The sequence below is a fragment of the Litoreibacter sp. GN1-5 genome (genome assembly GCF_055693805.1).
This window is the reverse complement of sequence record NZ_JBVFUP010000001.1, coordinates 1,557,632-1,578,686: the sequence shown is the minus strand read 5'-3', so window position 1 is coordinate 1,578,686 and position 21,055 is coordinate 1,557,632. Positions and strand designations below refer to the sequence as shown.

Here is a 21,055-nt window from a genome sequence, read left to right as displayed (position 1 = left end):
CTCCTTATGGGCGTAGCGGATCAAGTTTTGGCAATATCAGTCTCGGGTTCAGCTTGATGCCCGTATAGGCCTCGAAGGACCGTATTGCCATATGCTGAAACAAATCGAAGCCGCTGAATGACCGTAGACCTGCGGCTTCTGCGGCGATCAGAAATTCCGTGTCTGCAGGGGTATACACCGCATCAAAGGCCCAATCCTGCCTGCCAAGATTTTCTGCCGCAAAGGCGCTGCCGGGATATTCCTTCATGCCAGTGGGGGTGGCGTTAACCAGACCGTTTGCTTCACTGACAGCCGCTGATATTTCATCACCAACCACTGCGCGCACAGGTGGGCCAACTGTTTGGGCCAGATCCTCGGCACGATCCGGTTCTATATCCCATATGGCAATATCCTCGGACCCAAGAGTGGCAAGCGCGGGAACAAGGGCGCGGGCAACGCCACCCGCCCCAGCCATTGCGACACGGCCCGGCGAAGACCCCATCCGCATCTGCCATGCGGACAAAAAGCCGGTGTAATCCGTGTTGAACCCTTGCAGCGGGTTGCGAAAGACCAATGTGTTGCTGGCACCCAGATGGGCGACGTCCGCTGCCATTCCGTCGTCGGCATATTCAGCGGCTTCGGTCTTGTAGGGATGGGTCACAGTCACACCGTCCCAACCTTCACGGCGAAGGCCATCGACCGCCAAAGCAAAGTCGAAACTTGGTAGATGAGCGGTATCGATCAGGTCAAATTCAAGCGTCAGCCCGTTCATCTCGCACATGATCTCAAGCGCTTTGGGAAGGCGGGTACGGCTTATATGCTCACCGATCAGACCAGCGCGTAACGTATTCATGCGACCCTCCCTAAGACGTCCGACACGGCCTCTTCGATCTGAAGGGTCACATCAAGGGTTTTCGTGGCGTCTTCCGCATCGCTCAAAGGCAAGGCGTGCCCGGCGATCACATCTGCAAAATGATCAAGTTGCGCCACCAGCGGTGTGGTGGCTGGTGCATCTTCCAGATGTTTATTTGCGGCTTGTGACCAATCCGCAGCCCCTGTCCAGACCGTCAGAGATGGAAAGCTGATTGCGCCCTTCGTGCCAGTGATCTGCAGCATATCCTGGTCAGTCGTTGCGATATTCGGGTTCTCGCCAGTGCCAGCCTCGAACCCCCATGGGCTTGGTGTGCAGTCCGAGAAGGAAATCGTCGCAATCATGCCGTCGGCAAATTCGAGGATCGCGGCCCCGCTTTCGACCCGCCCAGCCCCACGTAGCGCGGCTGATCCGGTGCCTGTGACCGATATGACTTCTCCAAACAGAAAGCGCAGGGTGTCGACCTCATGCACAAGGTTCAGCATCACAGGGGATCCGTCACGCCCTTGTCGCCAAGCGACGTCAAAATAAGTGTCCGGTTTCTTCATGGCCCAAAGAAGCGATGCCAGAACGGGTTGGCCGATGGCACCTTGCCGCAGCAAAGCTTTAAGCCTTTGAATGTGTCCATGATGGCGGCGGTGATGGCCGACCAAAACATGCACGCCTGCTTTTTGTGTGGCTGCAATCACCCGCGCGGCCCCTTGTCTGTCGCTGGCGACCGGCTTTTCGATCAACATATGCCAACCGCGTTTGGCAGCGGCTTCTGCATGATCCGCATGCAGCTTGCTTGGTGTGGCGATAATGGTCGCGTCGGCATCCACAGTGACCGCTTCGATACAATCAAATTGTGGAACGTCTGTCTGAACAGGGGCTGGATCGATCACACCTACAAGCTGCATCCGTGGGTGCGCCATGACATGCGCCAGATGGCGTTTGCCGATCAAACCAATGCCAGCGACAAGAACTCTCACATTACAGCCCCGATCTGCCACGGCACGAATTCATAATCCCCGAGGCCCTGCGACTCGGATTTCGTAGCTTCACCGGACGCCACGCAAAGGATCATGTTGTAAATTTCGCGCCCCTTTTGTTCCAGTGATATACCACCCGTCAGCATATCGCCTGCATTCACGTCCATATCGTCGGTCATCCGAGCGTACATTTCTGAGTTCGTCGCCACCTTGATCGTAGGGCTGGGTTTTGACCCAAACGCCGAGCCGCGTCCGGTGGTAAACACCACCAATTGGCAACCACCTGCGATTTGGCCGGTCACGCTGGCAGGGTCGTAGCCGGGGCTGTCCATAAAGGTGAAGCCGTTTGCGTGGATTTCTTCGGCGTATTTATAGACGCCCCTCAACGGGGTGGTGCCGCCTTTTGCGGCTGCCCCAAGGGATTTCTCCAGAATTGTTGTCAGCCCGCCTTTCTTGTTTCCGGGCGAGGGGTTGTTGTCCATCGTGCCTTTGTTGCGGGTTGTGTAGTCGTTCCACCAGTCAATCAGATTTACCAGCTTTTCACCCACTGCGCGATTAGCAGCGCGGCGGATCAGCAGATGCTCAGCGCCGTAAATCTCGGGCGTTTCGGCCAAAACTCCGGTGCCGCCCTGTGCCACCAGAAGATCGCAAGCATATCCCAAAGCCGGGTTTGCGGTGATCCCTGACCAAGCGTCCGAGCCGCCGCATTGCAAGGCGACTTTCAGCTCTGACACGGGGCAGGGCGTGCGCTTTGCCTCATTCGCAATGGGCAGCATTGCGCGGACCTTTTCAATACCCATTTCAACAGTCTTTTGCAGGCCAGCTACGGATTGGATATTCATTACTTGCAGCGCTGGGCCTTGTTTCAGACCATATGCGTTCAGCAGCCAGTCGATCTGATTGATTTCGCATCCAAGCCCGACCATCAGCACGCCGCCATGGTTCGGATGTCGGGCATAGCCCCACATGACGCGCTGAAGTGCCTCAAACCCGTCGCCATTATCAGCCATTCCGCAGCCCGTGCCATGCACGAAAGCTGCAACACCGTCCACATTCGGGTAGGTGGCAAGCTCTTCCGGGCCAAAGGCATCGGCGATGCGCCGGGCCGCTGTGGCCGAGCAATTCACCGACGTGACGATTGCGATATAATTGCGTGTGCCGACCCTGCCATTGCTGCGGCGGTAGCCCATAAATGTATCCGCTGTGGGCGCAGGGGGTGCAGGGCGCAGATCGGTTGCAAATTCGTAAGACCCGGCTGTTGCACTGAACGCAACATTATGAGTGTGCACATGGGCGCCGGGAGGGATGTCTTCCGTCGCCAAACCAATCAGTTGCGCATATTTGCGTACCGGCGTGCCTTTGGAAATAGAACGCGTCGCGACCTTGTGGCCCGAAGGGATCAACCCGGACGTGCGGATGTCCTCAATTACAGTATCCGCCGGTAGGGCGCGGGTAGCTGTCACCACATTATCGTCAGGGTCGAGGCGGATGAAGTCTTTCACTATATGTCTTTCCTGTGCTCCACCCCATCCTGCGCAAAATTTCCAGACAGGCAAGCGATCCCCCGCTATCGAGTGTGAATAACTTTCCCCGATAAGCAGCCTACGAAGTTATCCCTGAAAGAACATCGTCAATTCGGGGAAGAACAGGATCAGCATCAGCACAAAAATCTGGATTGCAATGAACGGCAGGAAGCCACGGAAGATGTCAGGCAGACTGATATGCGGCGGGGCCACGGATTTCAGGTAGAAGGCCGCAGGACCGAATGGTGGTGACAGAAAACTGACCTGCATATTGACGCAGAACAGAATGCCGAACCAGACCGAGACAAAGCGCGGGTCTTCGACCAGCGGTGAAAACACACCGATTTCCTCGATCGGCAGTTTCAGTACAATCGGCAGGAAAACCGGCATGACCAGAAGCACGATACCGACCCAATCCATGAAGGCGCCCATGAACAGGAAGATGATCATCATGACCATCAGCACGCCCAGTGTTGGCAACTCATACCCCACAATCAGGTTGGCCACATAGGTTGGGCCGCCCGCAATAGTATAGGCGCCGGCCAGTGCCGTTGCCCCGAACGTCACCCAGATAATGGTGCCAGTGGACTTGAATGTGCGCATCAGCGCTTCTTTCACCAGCGTGGCCGAGAATTCACCCTGCAGGATAATCATGATCAGCACAGCGATGGTGCCCATACCAGCCGCTTCGGTGATGCCAGTAACCCCGCCATAGATCGACCCCAATACGACCCCGACAACCAGCATCGGTGCCAGTAGGCCTTTCCCGACATGCCATGCCTCAAGGGTGCGTTTGGGGCGGATTACAAAGAACAGGAAGGCCAGCAAGGCCAGAATGATACCGCACCGAACCATGATCTGTTCTGACGACAAGAATGTCGTCTGAGCATCGATCCGATCAAAGAACTGCAAAAACCAGGTGCGGCCAACTGCGACTGTCAGAATAACAAGCGTGATCATCGCAATCAGAGCAGACCCATAGGTCAGTTTCTGACTGCCGTTCATATCTTCCTCTGACGGTTCTGGCAGCGGGGCTAATGACGGGTTTAACTGCGTGCGAATGATGATGTACATGATGTAGCAGGACGCCAAGATGAACCCCGGAACAAAAGCGCCTTTGAATAGTGCATGGATCGAGGTTTCGGTGATCAGACCATAGAAGATCAGAACAATCGACGGCGGTATCATCGTCCCAAGAGAGCCAGACGCGCAGATTGTGCCTATTGCAAGGTTTTGATCATATCCCAACCGCAGCATTTGAGGCAGGGCGATCAGGCCCAGCAGGACCACCTCGCCGCCAATAATCCCTGACATTGCGGCCATAACAACAGCCATCAAAGAGGTCACAATCGCAATGCCGCCGCGCGTGCGGTTTAACCAGACGGACAGAGATGTATACATATCCCGCGCGATGCCAGATCGTTCCAGAAGCGTGGCCATCAGGATAAACAAGGGCACCGAAATCAGCACGTAATCTGTCGTCAACCCATACATGCGCTGCGCCAGAATATTCAGGGGGCCGGTGCCAAAATTGCTAAACAGAAGCTCGGGGCCGAACTTCATGACCATGACGACGACAGCTAAAAAGCCAGAGGCAAAACCAAGCGGCATCCCGATGGCCAGTAGCACAAGCATGCCAATCAGCAAGACCAGTGAAATTGTCCCGATATCCATGTCTGCGCCTCTTTCTAATGCACCGGTTTACCCGGATTTCTTTGCGGCTTCTTCGGCGTCCAGTAACGTCTGCGCGCGCTTTATCTCCTCGATATTGATATCGACTTCATCGGTAATATCGAGATGTTCGGGCGGGCGGTTCCAGTCCATTATCAGGTTTGACACAGCCTGAATGGTTGTGATCAGCAAGGTCAGCAGAATCAACGGTTTCATGGTTGCCGGAATTGGTGGATCCCATGCGGTGCCGAATTTTTCCCAACGCATGAACTTGGCGTAAGCCTCGCCCGAGCCGCCCCAGATGACGGCGATGCAGAAGACTATGATGCAGACGCAAGATGCGACATCAAACACGCGTCGCAGCCATAATGGGACGACGTCATACAGAATGAAAATGCGGATATGGCTGCGCTGTTGCATCGCATAAAGACCGGAGAACAGGTAAATCATGCCTCCCATCCAAAGTGACGCCTCGTTCACCCATAGGGTTGGGCGCTCGAAGACGTAGCGCATGATGACTTCGTAAAACATGATTGTAACGATGATCGCAGGTAGGATCATCGCCAACCTGCTAAAGCGCCATGTAAAGGCGTCTACAAAGCCTGTACGCTCATGTTCTACCACATCAGCCTCTTTATATGTTGCAGGAGGTTGTAAAGGGTCCGGGCGGTCATGTCAGACCGCCCGGAGGTATAGTTTTATTTGGAAACCAGACCCAGTTGATCCAGATAAGCAATGTGAGACTCGACCAGCGCTTTGGCTTCAGGCGTGTCTGCAAATTCAGGCCATGTGGCCTGAGCCGCATCCCGGAATTTCTGCAACTCTTCCTGTGACCATTCAGACAGAGTAACGCCCTTTTCGCGCAGCTCGGCAGCCGCCTCTGCGTTGGCTTTCTCGAAGGTCAAAGCTGTGCGCAGGGCCAAAGCTTCCATCGCAACCAGCATGATCTTGCGGTGTGCTTCTGGCATCGCGTCCCATTTTGCCTTGTTGCAGGCCAAATGGTCTGACGGCATCGAATGGAAACCAGGGAAGTTGGCATATTTGACGATATCATAAAGGCCAAGCCCGACATTGTTCGACAGACCTGACGCGTCGGCCCCGTCAATAATGCCAGTTTCAAGCGCGGTGAAGATTTCGGTGAAATCCATCACGATGGGCTTGGCACCTAGCTTCTCGAATATCTTGGTTTCCATGCCGGGGGGGACCGGAATTTCCAGTCTTTGAAGTCTTCTACCTTCTCAATTGGCTTGCTGGAGGCGAAAGATTCCTGCCCGTAGACCCACCATCCCACAAGTTCCATACCGTACTTATTGTAAAGAGGTTTTGCTGCTTCACGACCGCCACCGAAATAGAGCCAGCTAAGCTGCTGATAAGGCGTTGCATAGCCGCCCATAATATCACCCACAAACTGGAAAGCAGAATCCTTACCAGTTTGATAACCGCCACCTGTCATATCGCAGTCAAGAATTCCTGTTGCTGCTGCGTCAAAGGTTTCAACAGATTTCACGACCGAAGATGAATAGAACATCTCAACTTCAATACCGCCACCAGACATTGCCTGAATGTCTTCCATGTATTGTGCAGCCAGTTTCCCGGAAACAGTTTCAGGCGCGTAATGCGTTTGAATACGCAGTTTTGTGGTCTCTTGCGCAAAGCCAAAGCCCGCAGCTAAGGTTAAAGCTACGACCGATGTCGCAGCAGTCTTGAGTAGTTTCATGATGTCCTCCCAGACGTTGGATAGTCCCCGGCCATCGCAGCATTTCCTGCCATCTTCGGCCTATGGGTCTGAGCCTAACAACGGTTTTCAATTCCGACAATGAAAATCTAAAAATCTTACTAGTTTTGCGATTATATTGAAATTTCAAAATTTTGACTGCATTCTGTCAAAGAGTTTGAGGTGTAAAGATGCCCACTACAGTTTCTAAACCGGATACAGCGCATATCTATGATGATCTTCGCAGCAAGCTGATCACCGCGCATTATGCGCCTGGTCAGAAATTGAAATCCGATATGCTGCGTGGCATTTATGGATGTTCGGTCAATACCCTCCGCGAAGTTCTGTTTCGTCTGTCCACCGTAGGCCTCGTGACATTCGAAGATCAGCGCGGCTTTCGTGCGATGCAAAGCTCGCCAGAGCGGCGGCGTGACATCACCCGATTTCGTATTTTGCTGGAGCACGAGGGCGCAACGCTGTCCATGGCAAATGGTGGGCTGGAATGGGAGGCGCAGCTGAGTGCGGCGCATCATAAACTCAGCCATATCGAGACGCAGATGGCAAAGCCTCAAAATGTCAGCCCCAGCATGTCCCAGTCGCATATAGCTTTGTGGAGTGATGCTGAATGGGAGTTTCATGACACATTGATTTCGGCCAGCAAGTCCCCTTTGCTACGGGAAACATATCGCAAGACCTATGATCAGTTCCGCCAGCAAATGGTCAGCCATCAGGAGCGTGACTTCGGGTCAAACTACTTTCAGGCCATTATTCAGGAGCATCGCGCGATACTTGATGCGGCCCTTGCCCGTGACACTGCTCGATGCCGCCAGGCTATTTATGATCATTTGAAGCGAAACCTTAAATAAGGCAGCGTGCGGGGTGGCGCAGGAGACATGCAAACCATCACGTCTCGATCAAATCCCTTGTACGTCTTTGGACATAGAAAATCGCCAAGTAGCTCAGCACCGCACTGATCCACATAATCCATTGCAGCGGGTAACTGCCGCCCCCTGCCTCGAGGGCGACGCCGGTAACTGCGGCCAAAGCCGCGCCGCCACCGATCATCACGGCGCTGCCGATCCCGCTTGCGGTGCCCGCCAGATGCGGACGGACTGACAAAAGCCCGGCGGTGGCGTTGGGCAGAACCAAGCCGTTGCCCACACCCACGAAAGTGCAGAAGCCAAAAAACAGCCAGGCTGATCCGAAGCCGGCATAGGTTAATAACAGCGATAGACTCATTCCGACAATCAGGATCGACACACCTGCCACGATCATGGCATCAATTCCCATGCGCACTGAAAACCGACCTGACAGGTAATTTCCAAGCGCATAGCCGATGGCGGGCATCCCGAAGAAGAAACCTGTTGCGGTAGGGGACATGCCGTAAACTTTTGTAGCGACGAAAGGTGCGCCACCCAAAAAGGCGAAAAATGCGCCAGAAGCGAAGGCTGCGCAAAGAGCGTAACCCCAGAACCTGCGCGATGTGAACAGTTCGGGGTATTGGCGGACCTGTTGACGGAAGCTTTGGCCAGAGGATTTGACCGTTTCCCCCTGATCAAGCCAGCACAGAATGGCCAGCCCCGCGCCGAATATAATGAGAAACAGAAAAGTCGTGCGCCAGCCAAACAGCTCATCCAAGGCACCACCGATCATTGGGGCAAACATTGGCACAAGCGACATGCCCATTGTCACATACCCGATCATTGAGGCGGCTTCTTCCTGCGGGACCATGTCCCGAACAATGGCACGGCTCAGGACCATACCCACTGCGACGGTTGCTTGCAGCATGCGGAAAAACAGGAAGGTCTCGATTGTCGTGGCAAAGTAACAGCCTATACTTGCCAGCACGAAAATGATCAACGCGATGGCAATCACCGGCCTGCGCCCAAATTTGTCTGATACGGGGCCAATAATGATCTGCATCACAGCTGTACATGCCAGATAAAGCGAAACAGAAAGCTGCATGATGCTGTTGGTCGTCCCGAATTCCTCGGTCATGCGGGGTAGGGACGGGAGGAATACACTCATATTCATTGCAGATACCCCGGCCAGTAGCACGAGTGTCAGAATATGGGGCGGGGTGGTGCGGTCCAGAAAACGAACCTCGGGTGCGGTGCTCATGACTCAGACTTAGACCTGCTATCGCGGGACGTCCAATGGTGATTTTGCACAGTGAGTGTGTGAAAAAGAAATTTGCATATTTGCAGTATTCAGATGTGTAATGATGCAATATTTGCAAATATGCGAAAATTTTCTTTTTTGCAGTGCAGCAACGGTCTAGGGTGCGCCCAAACCGGAGGGGCATTGCGATGAAAGATATTCTGGGCGAGTTGGAAGCACGGCGCGAGGTTGCCCGCAAAGGCGGTGGCCAACGCCGGATCGACGCGCAGCATTCCAAGGGTAAGCTGACCGCGCGTGAACGTATCGAACTTCTGCTGGATGAAGACAGCTTCGAAGAATTCGACATGTTCATGGCGCACCGATGCACTGATTTCGGGATGGAGAAAGATCGCCCTGCGGGAGATGGTGTCGTAACAGGGTGGGGCACAATCAATGGCCGCATGGTCTATGTTTTCTCGCAGGATTTCACGGTGTTTGGCGGGTCACTTTCCGAAACCCATGCCCAGAAAATCTGCAAAATCATGGATATGGCTGTGCAAAACGGCGCGCCGGTGATTGGCATCAACGATTCCGGCGGCGCGCGCATACAAGAAGGCGTTGCGTCGCTGGCAGGCTATGCCGAGGTTTTCCAGCGCAATATCATGGCCTCGGGTGTTGTGCCGCAGATCAGCGTAATTATGGGGCCTTGTGCCGGTGGGGCGGTTTATTCGCCTGCGATGACGGATTTCATCTTCATGGTGAAGGACTCAAGCTATATGTTTGTCACCGGCCCGGACGTTGTGAAAACTGTAACCAACGAAGTCGTCACGGCCGAGGAGCTTGGCGGCGCATCCACCCATACCAAAAAGTCGAGCGTGGCAGATGGCGCATTTGAAAATGACGTTGAAACATTGGCAGAGGTGCGCCGTCTGGTCGATTTCTTGCCGCTCAACAACCGTCAAAAGGCCCCTGTGCGCCCGTTCTTTGATGACCCGGCGCGGGTTGAGAACAGTCTTGATACTCTGATCCCCGACAACCCGAACACGCCTTATGACATGAAGGAATTGATCACCAAAGTGGCGGATGAGGGCGATTTCTTTGAAATCCAAGAGGATTTTGCAAAGAACATTCTGACTGGCTTTATCCGGCTGGAGGGGCAGTCGGTGGGGGTTGTGGCCAATCAACCGATGGTGTTGGCAGGATGTCTGGACATCGACAGCTCGCGCAAGGCGGCGCGGTTTGTTCGGTTTTGTGATGCGTTTGAAATTCCGATCCTGACTTTGGTGGATGTGCCGGGGTTCTTGCCGGGGACGTCGCAGGAATATGGCGGCGTGATCAAGCATGGTGCGAAGCTTTTGTTCGCTTATGGCGAGGCAACAGTGCCGAAAGTCACAGTGATTACTCGTAAAGCCTACGGCGGGGCCTATGATGTTATGGCGTCCAAACACCTGCGTGGTGATTTCAATTATGCGTGGCCAACAGCCGAGATAGCCGTGATGGGTGCGAAAGGTGCAGTAGAGATTCTGTATCGGTCTGAACTGGGCGATGCCGAGAAGATCGCAGAGCGGACCGCGGATTATGAAGATCGCTTCGCCAACCCGTTTGTTGCTGCCGAGAAAGGCTTCATTGATGAGGTGATCCTGCCTCATTCGACACGCAAGCGGGTTTGTCGGGCCTTTGCGTCATTACGGGGTAAGTCACTCCAGAACCCCTGGAAGAAGCATGACAATATTCCGTTGTGAGGTTTGGTTATGAAAGACATTTCAGCATTAGAAGAAAGGCGAGCGGCTGTATTTCGGTTTCTGATCGCCGCGCCATTATTGATTTCTTTCAGTCTTCTAGGATTGCTTGTGCAATTACCTGATGCAGCCCATGGTATTCCAAAAAGTTTCTTTGCTATATTTGCAGTTAGCGTTTGGTGCGCGGCATTAATTGGTGGAATAGGGTTAGCTTTTACCTCCTTTAATATTTTGACTAAGCCGTATGAAAACATTGAAAATTTTTTGACTATATGTTTTTCCTTATCGTTTTTACTAACGGGCATTGCTCTTTACACTTCAATACAGATTGTCGCTAAGTGGATGCAATCTTGGCCGGGTTCATTATAGTTATGAGGCCCCAATTCCATAACATCACCGACGCCCCAACCCATGTTGCCCCCTTTAGCCATGCGGTTGAAACAGACGGCTGGGTTATCCTGACAGGTCAGATGCCGACTCTGCCCGGCCAACCTGATGCGCCTCTTCCACATGGGATCGAGGCGCAGACAAAGCAGGTCATGACGAATCTCGAGATCGTCCTCAAAGGCGTTGGCCTTGATCTGTCTCACATCGTACAATGCCGCTGCTTCCTGACAGAGTTCGAGCGCGATTATGCTGCGTTCAATGACACTTATAAATCTTACTTCCCCACAGACCGCTTGCCCGCACGCACGACGGTTGGGGTAACGGCGCTTGCCGTGGGCGCCTTGGTCGAGATCGACTGTATTGCGCGGCGACCGGGAGGAAAGACACCATGACAAAACTCTGGAAAAACCAGGCCTTCGCTATTGCCCACGCCGATGATGGCAAATTCGAAGGGCAGGGGCTGCGGGCCTTTTTTGAGTACCGCCAACTTGGCATCAAAGAAGCGACGCAAGGCAAATACGGTGCGCATGTGATCCGTGCGGTGCCGGGGATGGAAAGCCCTGCGACGTGGCACTCGCACGATCTGGATTTCCAGATGGTCTACATCACCAAGGGCTGGGTCGTCTTCGAATATGAAGACACGGGCGAACATATCATGCGCGAAGGCTGCTGCGTGCTGCAACCGCCCGGCATTAAACATCGCGAAGTCCGGCACTCGGATGATCTGGAACTGATCGAGATCACCTCGCCCGCCGACTTTGCGACAACCCCGGAAGATGCCCCGTAATGAGAGTGGTCCTGCCTGCCTTGCTGATCGCAACGCCCGTCTTGGCGGGCGATATTGTGGTTCCGTCTGGGATAGACGTGGAATTGCACGAAGCTGTGGCAGAGCCGGGGGATGCCGATACGCCAGACGGGTTGCGCTTGCGGTTTGTTGCACCTGAATTGAAGGATACGCAAGCCTTTGGTTTCGCTCAGATAGAATCTGATTTTCAATACCTCTGCGAAGCGACTGGGCTGCCTTTGGCAGCACAAGAGCCGAAAAAAATTGAACGGATTGTGGTCTCAATTTCGTCGGAAACGGTAGTATTCGGCGAAACCGCGCCGAACATCGTGCAGTATTTTGATGCATTTCGGATACAGGGCGATATGTGCGTTTGGGAGGGATTGTGATGAAACCACAATATGTTGCGGTCAATTCTTCATATTCCCAGAAGTTTGATGCAATCACAACACATGCATACGTAACACAGGTCAGGGAGTATTTTTTTCCGAAGGAACCGGATAGCTTGCATCGAGGTTACATTCGTGTGACCCGTATGGTGTGCGAGATTCTCCCAGGAAGTTTTTCTGTGAGCATGTCGGCTAAATTGAACAGGAGACCAAGATGTCCAAGAGCATCAAAGCATTCGTTGTACTTAGCATGGTTGCACTCGTTGCAGCATGTGGCCAACAGCAAGAAGAAGAAGTTGTTATCGTTGATCCGGTTGAGCCAGAACCAACATTCAACAAGTTCTAAAATAATTGCGGGGCGGGCGGTTCCGACCGCCCCGCAAAACCAGCTTCGGCCTTTTACCCTTGAGGCCGCATAATGCTTAAACATAAGGGGTTTCCATCGCGCCTGCCGGGCAGCGACTTCCAATTCACAATTCGCCGAGAGAACAAGAAAGCGGTCACACCGCTGATTGCGCGAGAGCGTTATGCCGACCGTAAACCCGCAGATCGTCGCGCGGATGAGGGCTTTATGTGGGCTCTGTGGGACTACTTCGGCGAAGAAGACTTCATGCGAGGTAATCTCGATGCGGGGCGTCTGTGCTGGCTTTTCGAGCGTGAGGTGATTCCCGCGACCGAGTCATTTGATCTCGCAAAGTTATGAAGCTTTGCTGAGAATCGATGTGAAACGCGCAAGTGCCTCATTTCCCGGTGTTTTTGATGAATCAGCCAACGGGCGCTCGGCATGAATTTGCCCTGCATGAAACAATATGAGCGAAAATCAGCTCAAAATGTAACCATTGCAAAGCTGAGCTTTTTTTCCGAATATCTCAGGTGATGTTGGTTTGGCAAGTATATCCCTCCAGCACAGAGAATTGCTTGCATGTACAAAACCGTTACCCTTCCCTTCTGAAGAGGTCTGTTCTTATGAACAGACCTCTTTTTTATTTTGGCAGCAAAATAAGGCGATGTTCTGCTTGTTTCACATCTGTAAATAATTTGTGGTTTGACCGGTCGGGCATAAAAGCGCAAATCTTGAATAAAGCAAAAAGCGCAATAAGCGATTGTCAGAGCAATACTTCTTTAACTGCAACGCGGACGGCATTTTGCCTAATACGTAATAAGAAACGATCCCTTGAAAGGGGACATAGGTTTAATAGAAACCACTCAGGAGCAAGACTATGCGTAGGATTTTCATGGCATTTGGCTTTATGGCCATCATCGGGGGCGTCTCGGCCTGTGATTCAGATGCGGAGCGCGGCGTTGTCGGCGCAGGCGCAGGTGCCGCAATTTCAAAAGCCACAGGCGGCGACGTGCTTACAGGCGCGGTCATTGGTGGGGCTGCGGGCGTCTTCTGCGACGACGCGGGCGTCTGCCGGTAAACAAACCAAACATCAAATGGGGCTTTCGGCCCTCAAAAAATTCGATGGTCATCGCGGCACAAGCTGCGGTGGCCATTTCTTTTGGGCTGCCTGAAAATGTCAGGCAAAGGGAAACGGGACATGTTCAAGAAAATACTGATTGCCAACCGGGGTGAGATTGCCTGCCGTGTTATCAAGACCGCCCGCAAGATGGGGATTGCAACGGTTGCAATCTACTCGGATGCGGATCGCAACGCATTGCATGTGCGCATGGCAGATGAAGCTGTCCATATCGGCCCCGCGCCTGCGAACCAATCCTATATTGTGATCGAAAAGGTGATGGAGGCTATTCGCGCAACAGGCGCAGAAGCCGTGCATCCGGGATATGGTTTCTTGTCGGAGAACCCGAAATTTGCCGAGGCACTTGCCGCGGAAGGTATCGCCTTTATCGGCCCGCCTGTGGGTGCGATTGAGAAGATGGGCGACAAGATCACATCGAAGAAAATCGCGCAGGAAGCCGGGGTCTCGACCGTGCCGGGTTACATGGGGCTGATCGCGGATGCTGAAGAGGCCGTGAAAATTTCGGGTGAAATTGGCTACCCGGTGATGATCAAAGCCTCTGCGGGGGGTGGTGGCAAGGGTATGCGGATTGCCTGGAGTGACGACGAGGCGCGCGAGGGTTTCCAAAGCTCCAAGAATGAGGCGGCCAACAGTTTCGGCGATGACCGAATTTTTATCGAGAAATTTGTGACGCAGCCACGCCATATCGAAATTCAGGTGCTGGCGGATAGCCATGGCAATACGATTTATCTGGGCGAACGGGAATGTTCGATCCAACGGCGCAACCAGAAGGTGATTGAAGAGGCCCCATCGCCTTTTCTTGATGAGGCGACCCGCGAAGCAATGGGCGCGCAATCCTGCACCCTGGCGGCAGCTGTGGGCTATACCAGCGCCGGAACCGTGGAATTTATAGTAGATGGGGATCGGAATTTTTACTTTCTTGAAATGAACACCCGCCTTCAGGTCGAACACCCCGTTACTGAACTGATCACCGGTGTGGACCTTGTGGAACAGATGATCCACGTGGCCTACGGTGAAAAACTGAGCCTGTCGCAGAGCGATATCAAATTAAGCGGTTGGGCTATTGAGAGCAGGCTTTATGCCGAGGATCCTTACCGCAACTTCCTGCCGTCTATCGGGCGGCTGACCCGGTATCGCCCGCCGGAAGAAATCGCCAAGAAATCACGTGCCGTGCGAAATGATACGGGCGTATTCGAAGGCGGCGAGATTTCCATGTATTATGATCCGATGATTGCCAAGCTCTGCACGTGGGGCCCGGATCGCGCGTCTGCGATCGAGGAAATGCGGGTCGCTCTGGATACGTTCGAGGTTGAAGGGATCGGGCATAACCTGCCGTTTTGCTCGGCAGTGATGGATCATCCGAAATTTGTCACAGGCGAGATGACAACGGCTTTTATTGAGGAAGAATTCCCTGAAGGTTTTGATGGCGTAACGCTTGAGCGCGAGGCATTGGAACGGATTACCTCGGCAGTGTCGGCCATGCACCGTGTTGCGGAAATCCGACGTGCGCGCATCTCGGGAACAATGGACAATCACCGCCGCAAAGTTGGTAAGGATTGGGTTGTCTCGCTGCAAGGTGAAAACTTCGTTGTGAAAGTGAAGGCTGATAAGGAAGGTGCAACCGTCAAGCATAAGGGGGGTGTAAGCCACCGTGTGACCTCGGACTGGACGCCGGGGCAAAGTCTGGCGCGGTTGATGGTTGATGGTGCGCCTTTGGTGCTGAAGGTGGACAAAATCTCGGGCGGCTTTCGGGTGCGAACCCGCGGGGCGGACCTGAAGGTTCATATCCGAACACCCCGTCAGGCGAAACTGGCTGCGTTGATGCCTGAAAAACTGCCGCCGGATACGTCGAAACTGCTGCTCTGCCCGATGCCGGGGCTCATCGTTAAACTGGATGTGACCGCAGGCGATGAGGTGCAGGAAGGTCAGGCCTTGTGTACCGTCGAAGCGATGAAGATGGAAAATATCCTGCGCGCCGAGCGAAAAGGTAAGGTCACAAAAATCAATGCAAATGCGGGCGACAATCTGGCCGTGGATGATGTGATCATGGAGTTTGAGTAGATATTATGCGCCTCGTTCCCCGGAATAATCGCAGATTTACGGATTATTGTGGGAAATTTTCTGGCCAAATGTTCACTTTATGTTCTAATTTGGGTGCCTCACAATCTGGCGAGTCGCACGATGCCCCCAACAGTCGATATTCTGTTCTTCGACATGAATTCTTATTTCGCCTCAGTTGTACAGGCGGAAGAACCGGACTTGAAAGGCCGGCCTGTGGGCGTCGTCACAACATTGTCCCCCGGCGCGATCTGTATTGCCGCCAGCATCGAGGCGAAGCGGCGCGGTGTCGGTATGGGGGTGCGCATTCCAGATGCGAAGCGCATGTGTCCGGGCATTGTGTTTCGGGCGGCCAAACACGATGTTTTTGTCACTTACCATCATCGTATTCGCGCGGCGGTAGAGACGATCATTCCCATCGAAAAAGCGCATTCAGTGGACGAATTTTCCTGTCGGCTCATGGGGCGGCAGCGCGCCTTGTCCGAGGCTTTGCAGCTTGGCAGACACGTTCAGCGCGCGATTTGCGAACAGGTCAGCCCGGCTTTGCTGTGCTCGGTCGGGGTGGCGCCGAACAAGCTGCTGGCCAAGATTGCGGCAGAACTGCACAAACCTGCGGGGCTGAACTGGCTGCTGCCAGAGGTGCTGCCGCAGAAAATCGCGCATCTGGCGCTGAACGATCTGCCGGGCATTTCGCGCGGGATGGTGACGCGTTTGGATCGCGCAGGCATTCATACGGTCGATGCCCTTTATGCTTTGGCTCCGAAAGAAGCGCGTTACCTGTGGCGCAACGTCGAAGGGGAACGCTTCATTCGGCAATTGCTGGGGGAGCGTGTGGTCTACCCAGAGACGCGGCGCAGCCATCTGGGGCATGGTCAGCAATTGACGACTGCAAATCGCACGCCCGAAGCTGCGCGTCTGGTGGCCCGCCGTCTGTTGGTCAAGGCCGGCGCACGTCTGAGGCGCGAGAGGTATTTCGCGCGCAGGCTGCATGTCAGCGCCAAATGTGCCGAAGAGGGGCGGTCCCAATGCGGCGGCGATTTCCCCGCAACGCAGGATACATTCGCCTTGTTGCAAAATTTCGACCGGTACTGGGCGCATCTTACCCTGCGCCGACCGGTCTCGGTCAGCATCATGCTGGGCGGTTTGCAACCTGTGGATTGCCATATCGCCGAACTTTTCGAAGAACGCAGCGTCAGCAATACGACCCCACGCGAAGAGCTTTGCCGCGCGATAGATGGTTTGAACAGACGTTTTGGGCAGGACACGATCCGTTTCGGGGAATTGCCCCCATACAAGGTGCCTTATACCGGGGCAAAAATTGCGTTCGGGCGCATCCCCGAACCGGAAGAATTCAGCGAGTAAGAGGGGGCTTATGCTGTGGTTGAATGACATCATCGACCCGCGGGTGCAGCAAGCCTTTGTCGCAGGTATTTTTCTGGCAGGCGGTTGGCTGTTCAATGGCAGCCAAAACCGAAAACGGGATCGCCGTAGGCGGCTGGAAAGAGGTGCAGGACGTTCAAACTGCCCTGATGGCCGAGATTGGTCACTATGTAGAGGCGATGCAGCTTTTCGACCTGACGGCGACATGGAAAAGGATCGTATCGGCTATGGAAGAGGACAACAAATATATCCCTGTTGTTCCAAGCGAAAAGAATGACACGGTTTTCCGCGCGCTCATAGCAGAGGTTCATGTTTTGCCGGGCGCAGTTATTGATCCGATTGTGGCTTATTATAACCAGGTTTTCGCGATCGAGGCGATCATCGAAGATCTACGTTCGGATACATTTCGAAACATGGACCAAGTACAGCGCATTGGCATGTATACGGATTATATCGCTTTGAAAAAGGAAGCCCTGATCATGGGGCAATCCGCATTGAGCGCGCTGCGCAAAAGCACATCGCAAAATGCAGTCAATAGCCGGGCCGCGGGCCCTTCTGGCCAGTCATAGGTGGCGGAGATTTTGGTGCATCCGACATATCATTCACCTTTCCAAGCTTATGTGCCGATCAGCACATCTCGTATCCAATATATAGGGCCATGCAAGTTAATTTGCAATGAAAGCCTGTATTATCCGCCCAAACGGCGCCGGTCGCGTAATTCTTCCTGGCGCAAGGGCATCTTGTCGATGGCGCGGCTCAACTCACGCACATCCCAAGGGAAAGGTTTGCGCAGTTTCACGCCACCATCCTTGCCGACCAGCACCAGCATAAAGCCCCGCGGTCGCAATTTTATACGCAGCTCCGACTTGGCGGCAGGGTCTGTGTCGGTCAGGATGACGACATCACGCTCAATCAATTCCGATTTACGCTTCAGCAAAAGCTCCATCTGTTCCTTGAACCGTGGGTCCGCAGCTGTGTCTGCAAAAACAACAATAGGCCGCTTTTCCCATAGGAATGCACCTAAATCCGCTTGGGATGCATCCATTATGACGAGATCGTCTGCAGGCTCCGCCCCTTCATCAGCAAGAGTGGCTGCCACCGTTGGCGTGAAGAAAAACGCAAAAAGAACAAGTATAGTTAGGCGTTTCATCTGGTCTCCTGTTTGGCCTGATATAGGGCCTTTCGTTCCCTATTCTAAGGGGAATGCGGGCGCTGACCACATGAATTGTAAGATTATGACAAATGATAGTTTGATTTCCTGTGATTGCGGGCGATCAGAGCGGAGTTTTCCACATCAAAAAACCCGCAAATACAAAAGGATAATCCGATGAGTGACAAAAAAGCATGGTCCGCCCGCGCTGAGACTGAATTGCGGGGCCGTTCTTTGGACGATCTGACTTGGGCAAGCCCGGAAGGTATCAACATTCAGCCGGTCTATACGGCGGATGATGCGGAAGGGTTGGCGCATCTGGGCGCGATGCCTGGAGAGATGCCATTCACGCGTGGGCCCCGATCCACGATGTATACGGGGCGTCCTTGGACAATCCGGCAATATGCGGGGTTTTCAACAGCTGAAGAATCGAATGCGTTTTACCGTAAGGCGCTGGAGGCCGGACAGCAGGGGGTCTCGGTCGCTTTTGATCTGGCGACGCACCGCGGGTATGACAGCGACCATCCGCGGGTTGAGGGCGATGTCGGCAAGGCTGGTGTGGCGATTGACAGCGTTGAGGATATGAAAATCCTTTTTGATGGCATTCCGTTGGATAAGGTAAGCGTGTCGATGACCATGAATGGCGCGGTGATTCCGGTATTGGCGTCTTTCATCGTTGCTGGGGAAGAGCAGGGCGTTGATCGTGCAAAGCTTTCAGGGACTATTCAAAATGACATTCTGAAAGAGTTCATGGTGCGCAATACCTATATATATCCCCCCGAACCGTCGATGCGGATCGTAGCGGACATTATCGAATTCACCGCCAGCGATATGCCTAAATTCAACTCAATCTCGATCAGCGGTTATCATATGCAAGAGGCCGGGGCGAACTTGGTGCAGGAACTGGCCTTTACGCTGGCCGACGGTAAGGAATACGTCAAAACCGCTCTTGCACGCGGTATGGACGTAGATGCGTTTGCCGGGCGTCTCAGCTTTTTTCGCTATTGGCATGAACTTCTTCATGGAGGCTGCGAAACTGCGCGCCGCGCGCTTCCTGTGGCACCGTATCATGAGCGAGTTCGATCCCCAGAAAGAACAGAGCCTGATGCTGCGCACCCATTGCCAAACTTCTGGCGTGTCATTGCAGGAACAGGATCCCTACAACAACATCATTCGCACGGCTTACGAGGCGATGAGCGCTGTTCTTGGAGGGACGCAATCTCTGCATACAAACAGTTTTGACGAAGCAATCGCACTGCCGACCGCGTTTTCGTCGCGTATCGCGCGCAACACACAGTTGATTTTGCAAAATGAGACCAAGGTAACAAAGGTCATCGATCCACTTGCGGGCTCTTACTATGTCGAGACGCTTACGGCTGATCTGGCAGACGAGGCTTGGAAGATCATCGAAGAGATCGACGCGATGGGCGGGATGACCAAGGCGGTGGCTACTGGCATGCCTAAACTGCGCATTGAGGAAGCCGCCGCCAAACGTCAGGCACAGGTTGATCGTGGGGATGAGGTTATTGTTGGTGTCAACAAGTTCCGGCTGGAACAGGAGGATGAGATCGACATTCTGGACGTCGATAATGTGGCGGTTCGCAACAACCAGATTAAACGGCTTGAGAGCATCCGTGCATCGCGCGATCAGGCCTCTTGCGATGCAGCCCTGAGCGCGTTGGAAAACGCCGCCAGATCAGGCGAGGGCAACCTTCTGGCATTGGCCGTCGACGCCGCCCGCGCCCGCGCCACCGTAGGGGAGATCAGTATGAGTATGGAAAAAGCATTCGGTCGTCATCGCGCCGAGGTCAAGACGCTGGCCGGTGTCTATGGTGCCGCTTGCGAGGGTGACGAAGGCTTTGCGGAAATTCAGAAAGATGTAGAGAAATTTGCCGAGCAAGAAGGTCGCCGCCCACGTATGCTGGTCGTCAAGATGGGCCAGGACGGGCATGACCGGGGCGCCAAGGTTATTGCCACGGCTTTTGCTGATATCGGTTTTGACGTCGATGTGGGACCCTTGTTCCAGACACCTCAAGAGGCTGCGCAGGACGCGGTGGACAATGACGTCCATGTGGTGGGTATCAGCTCGCAAGCGGCAGGGCACAAGACGCTGGCCCCGAAACTGGTCGAGGCTTTGGAAGCGGCTGGGGCTGGCGAAATTATCGTGATCTGCGGTGGGGTCATCCCGCAGCAGGATTATGATTTCCTGTATAAAGCGGGGGTCAAGGCCATCTTCGGGCCGGGGACAAATATACCCAAAGCAGCAAAGGATATCCTTGATTTGATCCGGTCTAAGTCGGTGGTCTGATGGGCAAGAGGGGGGTCATACTGATCTCCATGATCGGTGGTGCCGTATGGTCGGTCGCGTTGATGTTTATCGCGCGAACTTGGCAGAACGCCCCGGATATGACTTTGGTTCAGGCGCTGAGCGTTGGATTGGCTCCGGGAGGTTTTGTGTTATTGGTATTAATCGGGCGTTTGGCCGGGCGCAGGTTTTTCGATGATGATACTATAGACGGTCAGAAATTTGCCGAGAATTCCGCTGCGCAAATTGATCAAAGAGTTCTGAACAACACGGTCGAGCAACTTATTTTGGCGATTTGCCTTTGGCCATTTGTCGGCAGTGTGCTTGGCGAAGGTGTGGTCATCATTTTAGGCTTATCTTTTGGGGCAACCCGTCTGTTATTTTGGTTTGGATACCATCTCAGCCCGCCCCTGCGTGGCTTTGGGTTCGCTGCGGGGTTTTACCCAACGGTATTGGCCTTTGTGATGGCGATGTCATTTGTTTCATTCTGACGGTGTCGTGCAGGCTAACTATTGATTGCACAGAAAGTCTTACGTTTTATTTGCAGACTGTT

General features: G+C 53.8%; 19 protein-coding genes and 3 pseudogenes. 14 read left to right on the top strand and 8 right to left on the bottom strand.

Going from position 1 to position 21,055, the window contains the following annotated elements:
- Positions 1-4 precede the first annotated feature (4 nt).
- From ACZ1HF_RS08105 to dctP, 6 genes and pseudogenes are all read right to left on the bottom strand, one after another.
- Entirely contained in the window at positions 5-832 is an 828-nt protein-coding gene (locus ACZ1HF_RS08105; protein WP_472657012.1) for a shikimate dehydrogenase family protein, read from the bottom strand.
- On the bottom strand, positions 829-1,821 hold the full coding sequence (locus ACZ1HF_RS08100) for a Gfo/Idh/MocA family protein (protein ID WP_472657011.1): 993 nt from the start codon (positions 1,819-1,821) through the stop codon (positions 829-831). The genes ACZ1HF_RS08105 and ACZ1HF_RS08100 overlap by 4 nt, the downstream gene beginning before the upstream one ends.
- Complete coding sequence (locus ACZ1HF_RS08095; RefSeq protein ID WP_472657010.1) at positions 1,818-3,323, bottom strand: UxaA family hydrolase; 1,506 nt, start codon at positions 3,321-3,323, stop codon at positions 1,818-1,820. Before ACZ1HF_RS08095 ends, ACZ1HF_RS08100 begins: the two co-directional genes overlap by 4 nt.
- Before the next feature lie 108 nt (positions 3,324-3,431).
- Positions 3,432-5,018, bottom strand: a complete 1,587-nt coding sequence (locus tag ACZ1HF_RS08090) for a TRAP transporter large permease (protein ID WP_472657009.1) — start codon at positions 5,016-5,018, stop codon at positions 3,432-3,434.
- Between the two features lie 27 nt (positions 5,019-5,045).
- Complete coding sequence (locus ACZ1HF_RS08085; protein ID WP_472657008.1) at positions 5,046-5,639, bottom strand: TRAP transporter small permease subunit; 594 nt, start codon at positions 5,637-5,639, stop codon at positions 5,046-5,048.
- Positions 5,640-5,713: 74 nt separating this feature from the next.
- Positions 5,714-6,570: pseudogene (gene dctP / locus ACZ1HF_RS08080) on the bottom strand (TRAP transporter substrate-binding protein DctP).
- Positions 6,571-6,920: 350 nt separating this feature from the next.
- Here dctP and ACZ1HF_RS08075 point away from each other — a divergent pair.
- On the top strand, positions 6,921-7,595 hold the full coding sequence (locus tag ACZ1HF_RS08075; RefSeq protein WP_472657007.1) for a GntR family transcriptional regulator: 675 nt from the start codon (positions 6,921-6,923) through the stop codon (positions 7,593-7,595).
- Between the two features lie 37 nt (positions 7,596-7,632).
- Here ACZ1HF_RS08075 and ACZ1HF_RS08070 read toward each other — a convergent pair whose 3' ends face one another.
- On the bottom strand, positions 7,633-8,850 hold the full coding sequence (locus ACZ1HF_RS08070) for a multidrug effflux MFS transporter (RefSeq protein WP_472657006.1): 1,218 nt from the start codon (positions 8,848-8,850) through the stop codon (positions 7,633-7,635).
- A gap of 188 nt (positions 8,851-9,038) precedes the next feature.
- On the opposite strand from ACZ1HF_RS08070, the gene ACZ1HF_RS08065 reads away from it, so the two are divergent.
- From ACZ1HF_RS08065 to ACZ1HF_RS08015, 11 genes and pseudogenes are all read left to right on the top strand, one after another.
- The gene (locus ACZ1HF_RS08065) at positions 9,039-10,571 is read left to right on the top strand and encodes an acyl-CoA carboxylase subunit beta (RefSeq protein WP_472657005.1); all 1,533 of its coding nucleotides are present in this window, start codon (positions 9,039-9,041) and stop codon (positions 10,569-10,571) included.
- A 9-nt stretch (positions 10,572-10,580) separates the two neighbouring features.
- The gene (locus ACZ1HF_RS08060; RefSeq protein WP_472657004.1) at positions 10,581-10,937 is read left to right on the top strand and encodes a hypothetical protein; all 357 of its coding nucleotides are present in this window, start codon (positions 10,581-10,583) and stop codon (positions 10,935-10,937) included.
- On the top strand, positions 10,919-11,347 hold the full coding sequence (locus ACZ1HF_RS08055) for a RidA family protein (RefSeq protein WP_472657003.1): 429 nt from the start codon (positions 10,919-10,921) through the stop codon (positions 11,345-11,347). The genes ACZ1HF_RS08060 and ACZ1HF_RS08055 overlap by 19 nt, the downstream gene beginning before the upstream one ends.
- Positions 11,344-11,742: a cupin domain-containing protein gene (locus ACZ1HF_RS08050; RefSeq protein ID WP_472657002.1), complete on the top strand. Its 399-nt coding sequence runs from the start codon at positions 11,344-11,346 to the stop codon at positions 11,740-11,742. The genes ACZ1HF_RS08055 and ACZ1HF_RS08050 overlap by 4 nt, the downstream gene beginning before the upstream one ends.
- Positions 11,742-12,128, top strand: a complete 387-nt coding sequence (locus ACZ1HF_RS08045; RefSeq protein ID WP_472657001.1) for a DUF6497 family protein — start codon at positions 11,742-11,744, stop codon at positions 12,126-12,128. Before ACZ1HF_RS08050 ends, ACZ1HF_RS08045 begins: the two co-directional genes overlap by 1 nt.
- Before the next feature lie 214 nt (positions 12,129-12,342).
- Complete coding sequence (locus ACZ1HF_RS08040; RefSeq protein WP_472657000.1) at positions 12,343-12,474, top strand: hypothetical protein; 132 nt, start codon at positions 12,343-12,345, stop codon at positions 12,472-12,474.
- Positions 12,475-12,546: 72 nt separating this feature from the next.
- A pseudogene (locus ACZ1HF_RS08035) lies at positions 12,547-12,916 on the top strand (hypothetical protein).
- A 432-nt stretch (positions 12,917-13,348) separates the two neighbouring features.
- Positions 13,349-13,549: a hypothetical protein gene (locus tag ACZ1HF_RS08030; RefSeq protein WP_472656999.1), complete on the top strand. Its 201-nt coding sequence runs from the start codon at positions 13,349-13,351 to the stop codon at positions 13,547-13,549.
- A gap of 120 nt (positions 13,550-13,669) precedes the next feature.
- The gene (locus ACZ1HF_RS08025; protein WP_472656998.1) at positions 13,670-15,670 is read left to right on the top strand and encodes an acetyl-CoA carboxylase biotin carboxylase subunit; all 2,001 of its coding nucleotides are present in this window, start codon (positions 13,670-13,672) and stop codon (positions 15,668-15,670) included.
- A gap of 120 nt (positions 15,671-15,790) precedes the next feature.
- Positions 15,791-17,029: a Y-family DNA polymerase gene (locus ACZ1HF_RS08020; protein WP_472656997.1), complete on the top strand. Its 1,239-nt coding sequence runs from the start codon at positions 15,791-15,793 to the stop codon at positions 17,027-17,029.
- A 23-nt stretch (positions 17,030-17,052) separates the two neighbouring features.
- Positions 17,053-17,616, top strand: a complete 564-nt coding sequence (locus tag ACZ1HF_RS08015) for a hypothetical protein (protein WP_472656996.1) — start codon at positions 17,053-17,055, stop codon at positions 17,614-17,616.
- Positions 17,617-17,735: 119 nt separating this feature from the next.
- Here ACZ1HF_RS08015 and ACZ1HF_RS08010 read toward each other — a convergent pair whose 3' ends face one another.
- Positions 17,736-18,197, bottom strand: a complete 462-nt coding sequence (locus tag ACZ1HF_RS08010; RefSeq protein WP_472656995.1) for a DUF4174 domain-containing protein — start codon at positions 18,195-18,197, stop codon at positions 17,736-17,738.
- 177 nt (positions 18,198-18,374) lie between these two features.
- Here ACZ1HF_RS08010 and scpA point away from each other — a divergent pair.
- Positions 18,375-20,505: pseudogene (gene scpA / locus ACZ1HF_RS08005) on the top strand (methylmalonyl-CoA mutase).
- Positions 20,505-20,993 (top strand): MAPEG family protein, encoded by a 489-nt coding sequence (locus tag ACZ1HF_RS08000; protein ID WP_472656994.1) that lies wholly within the window; start codon positions 20,505-20,507, stop codon positions 20,991-20,993. The pseudogene scpA and the gene ACZ1HF_RS08000 overlap by 1 nt, the downstream one beginning before the upstream one ends.
- Positions 20,994-21,055 lie beyond the last annotated feature (62 nt).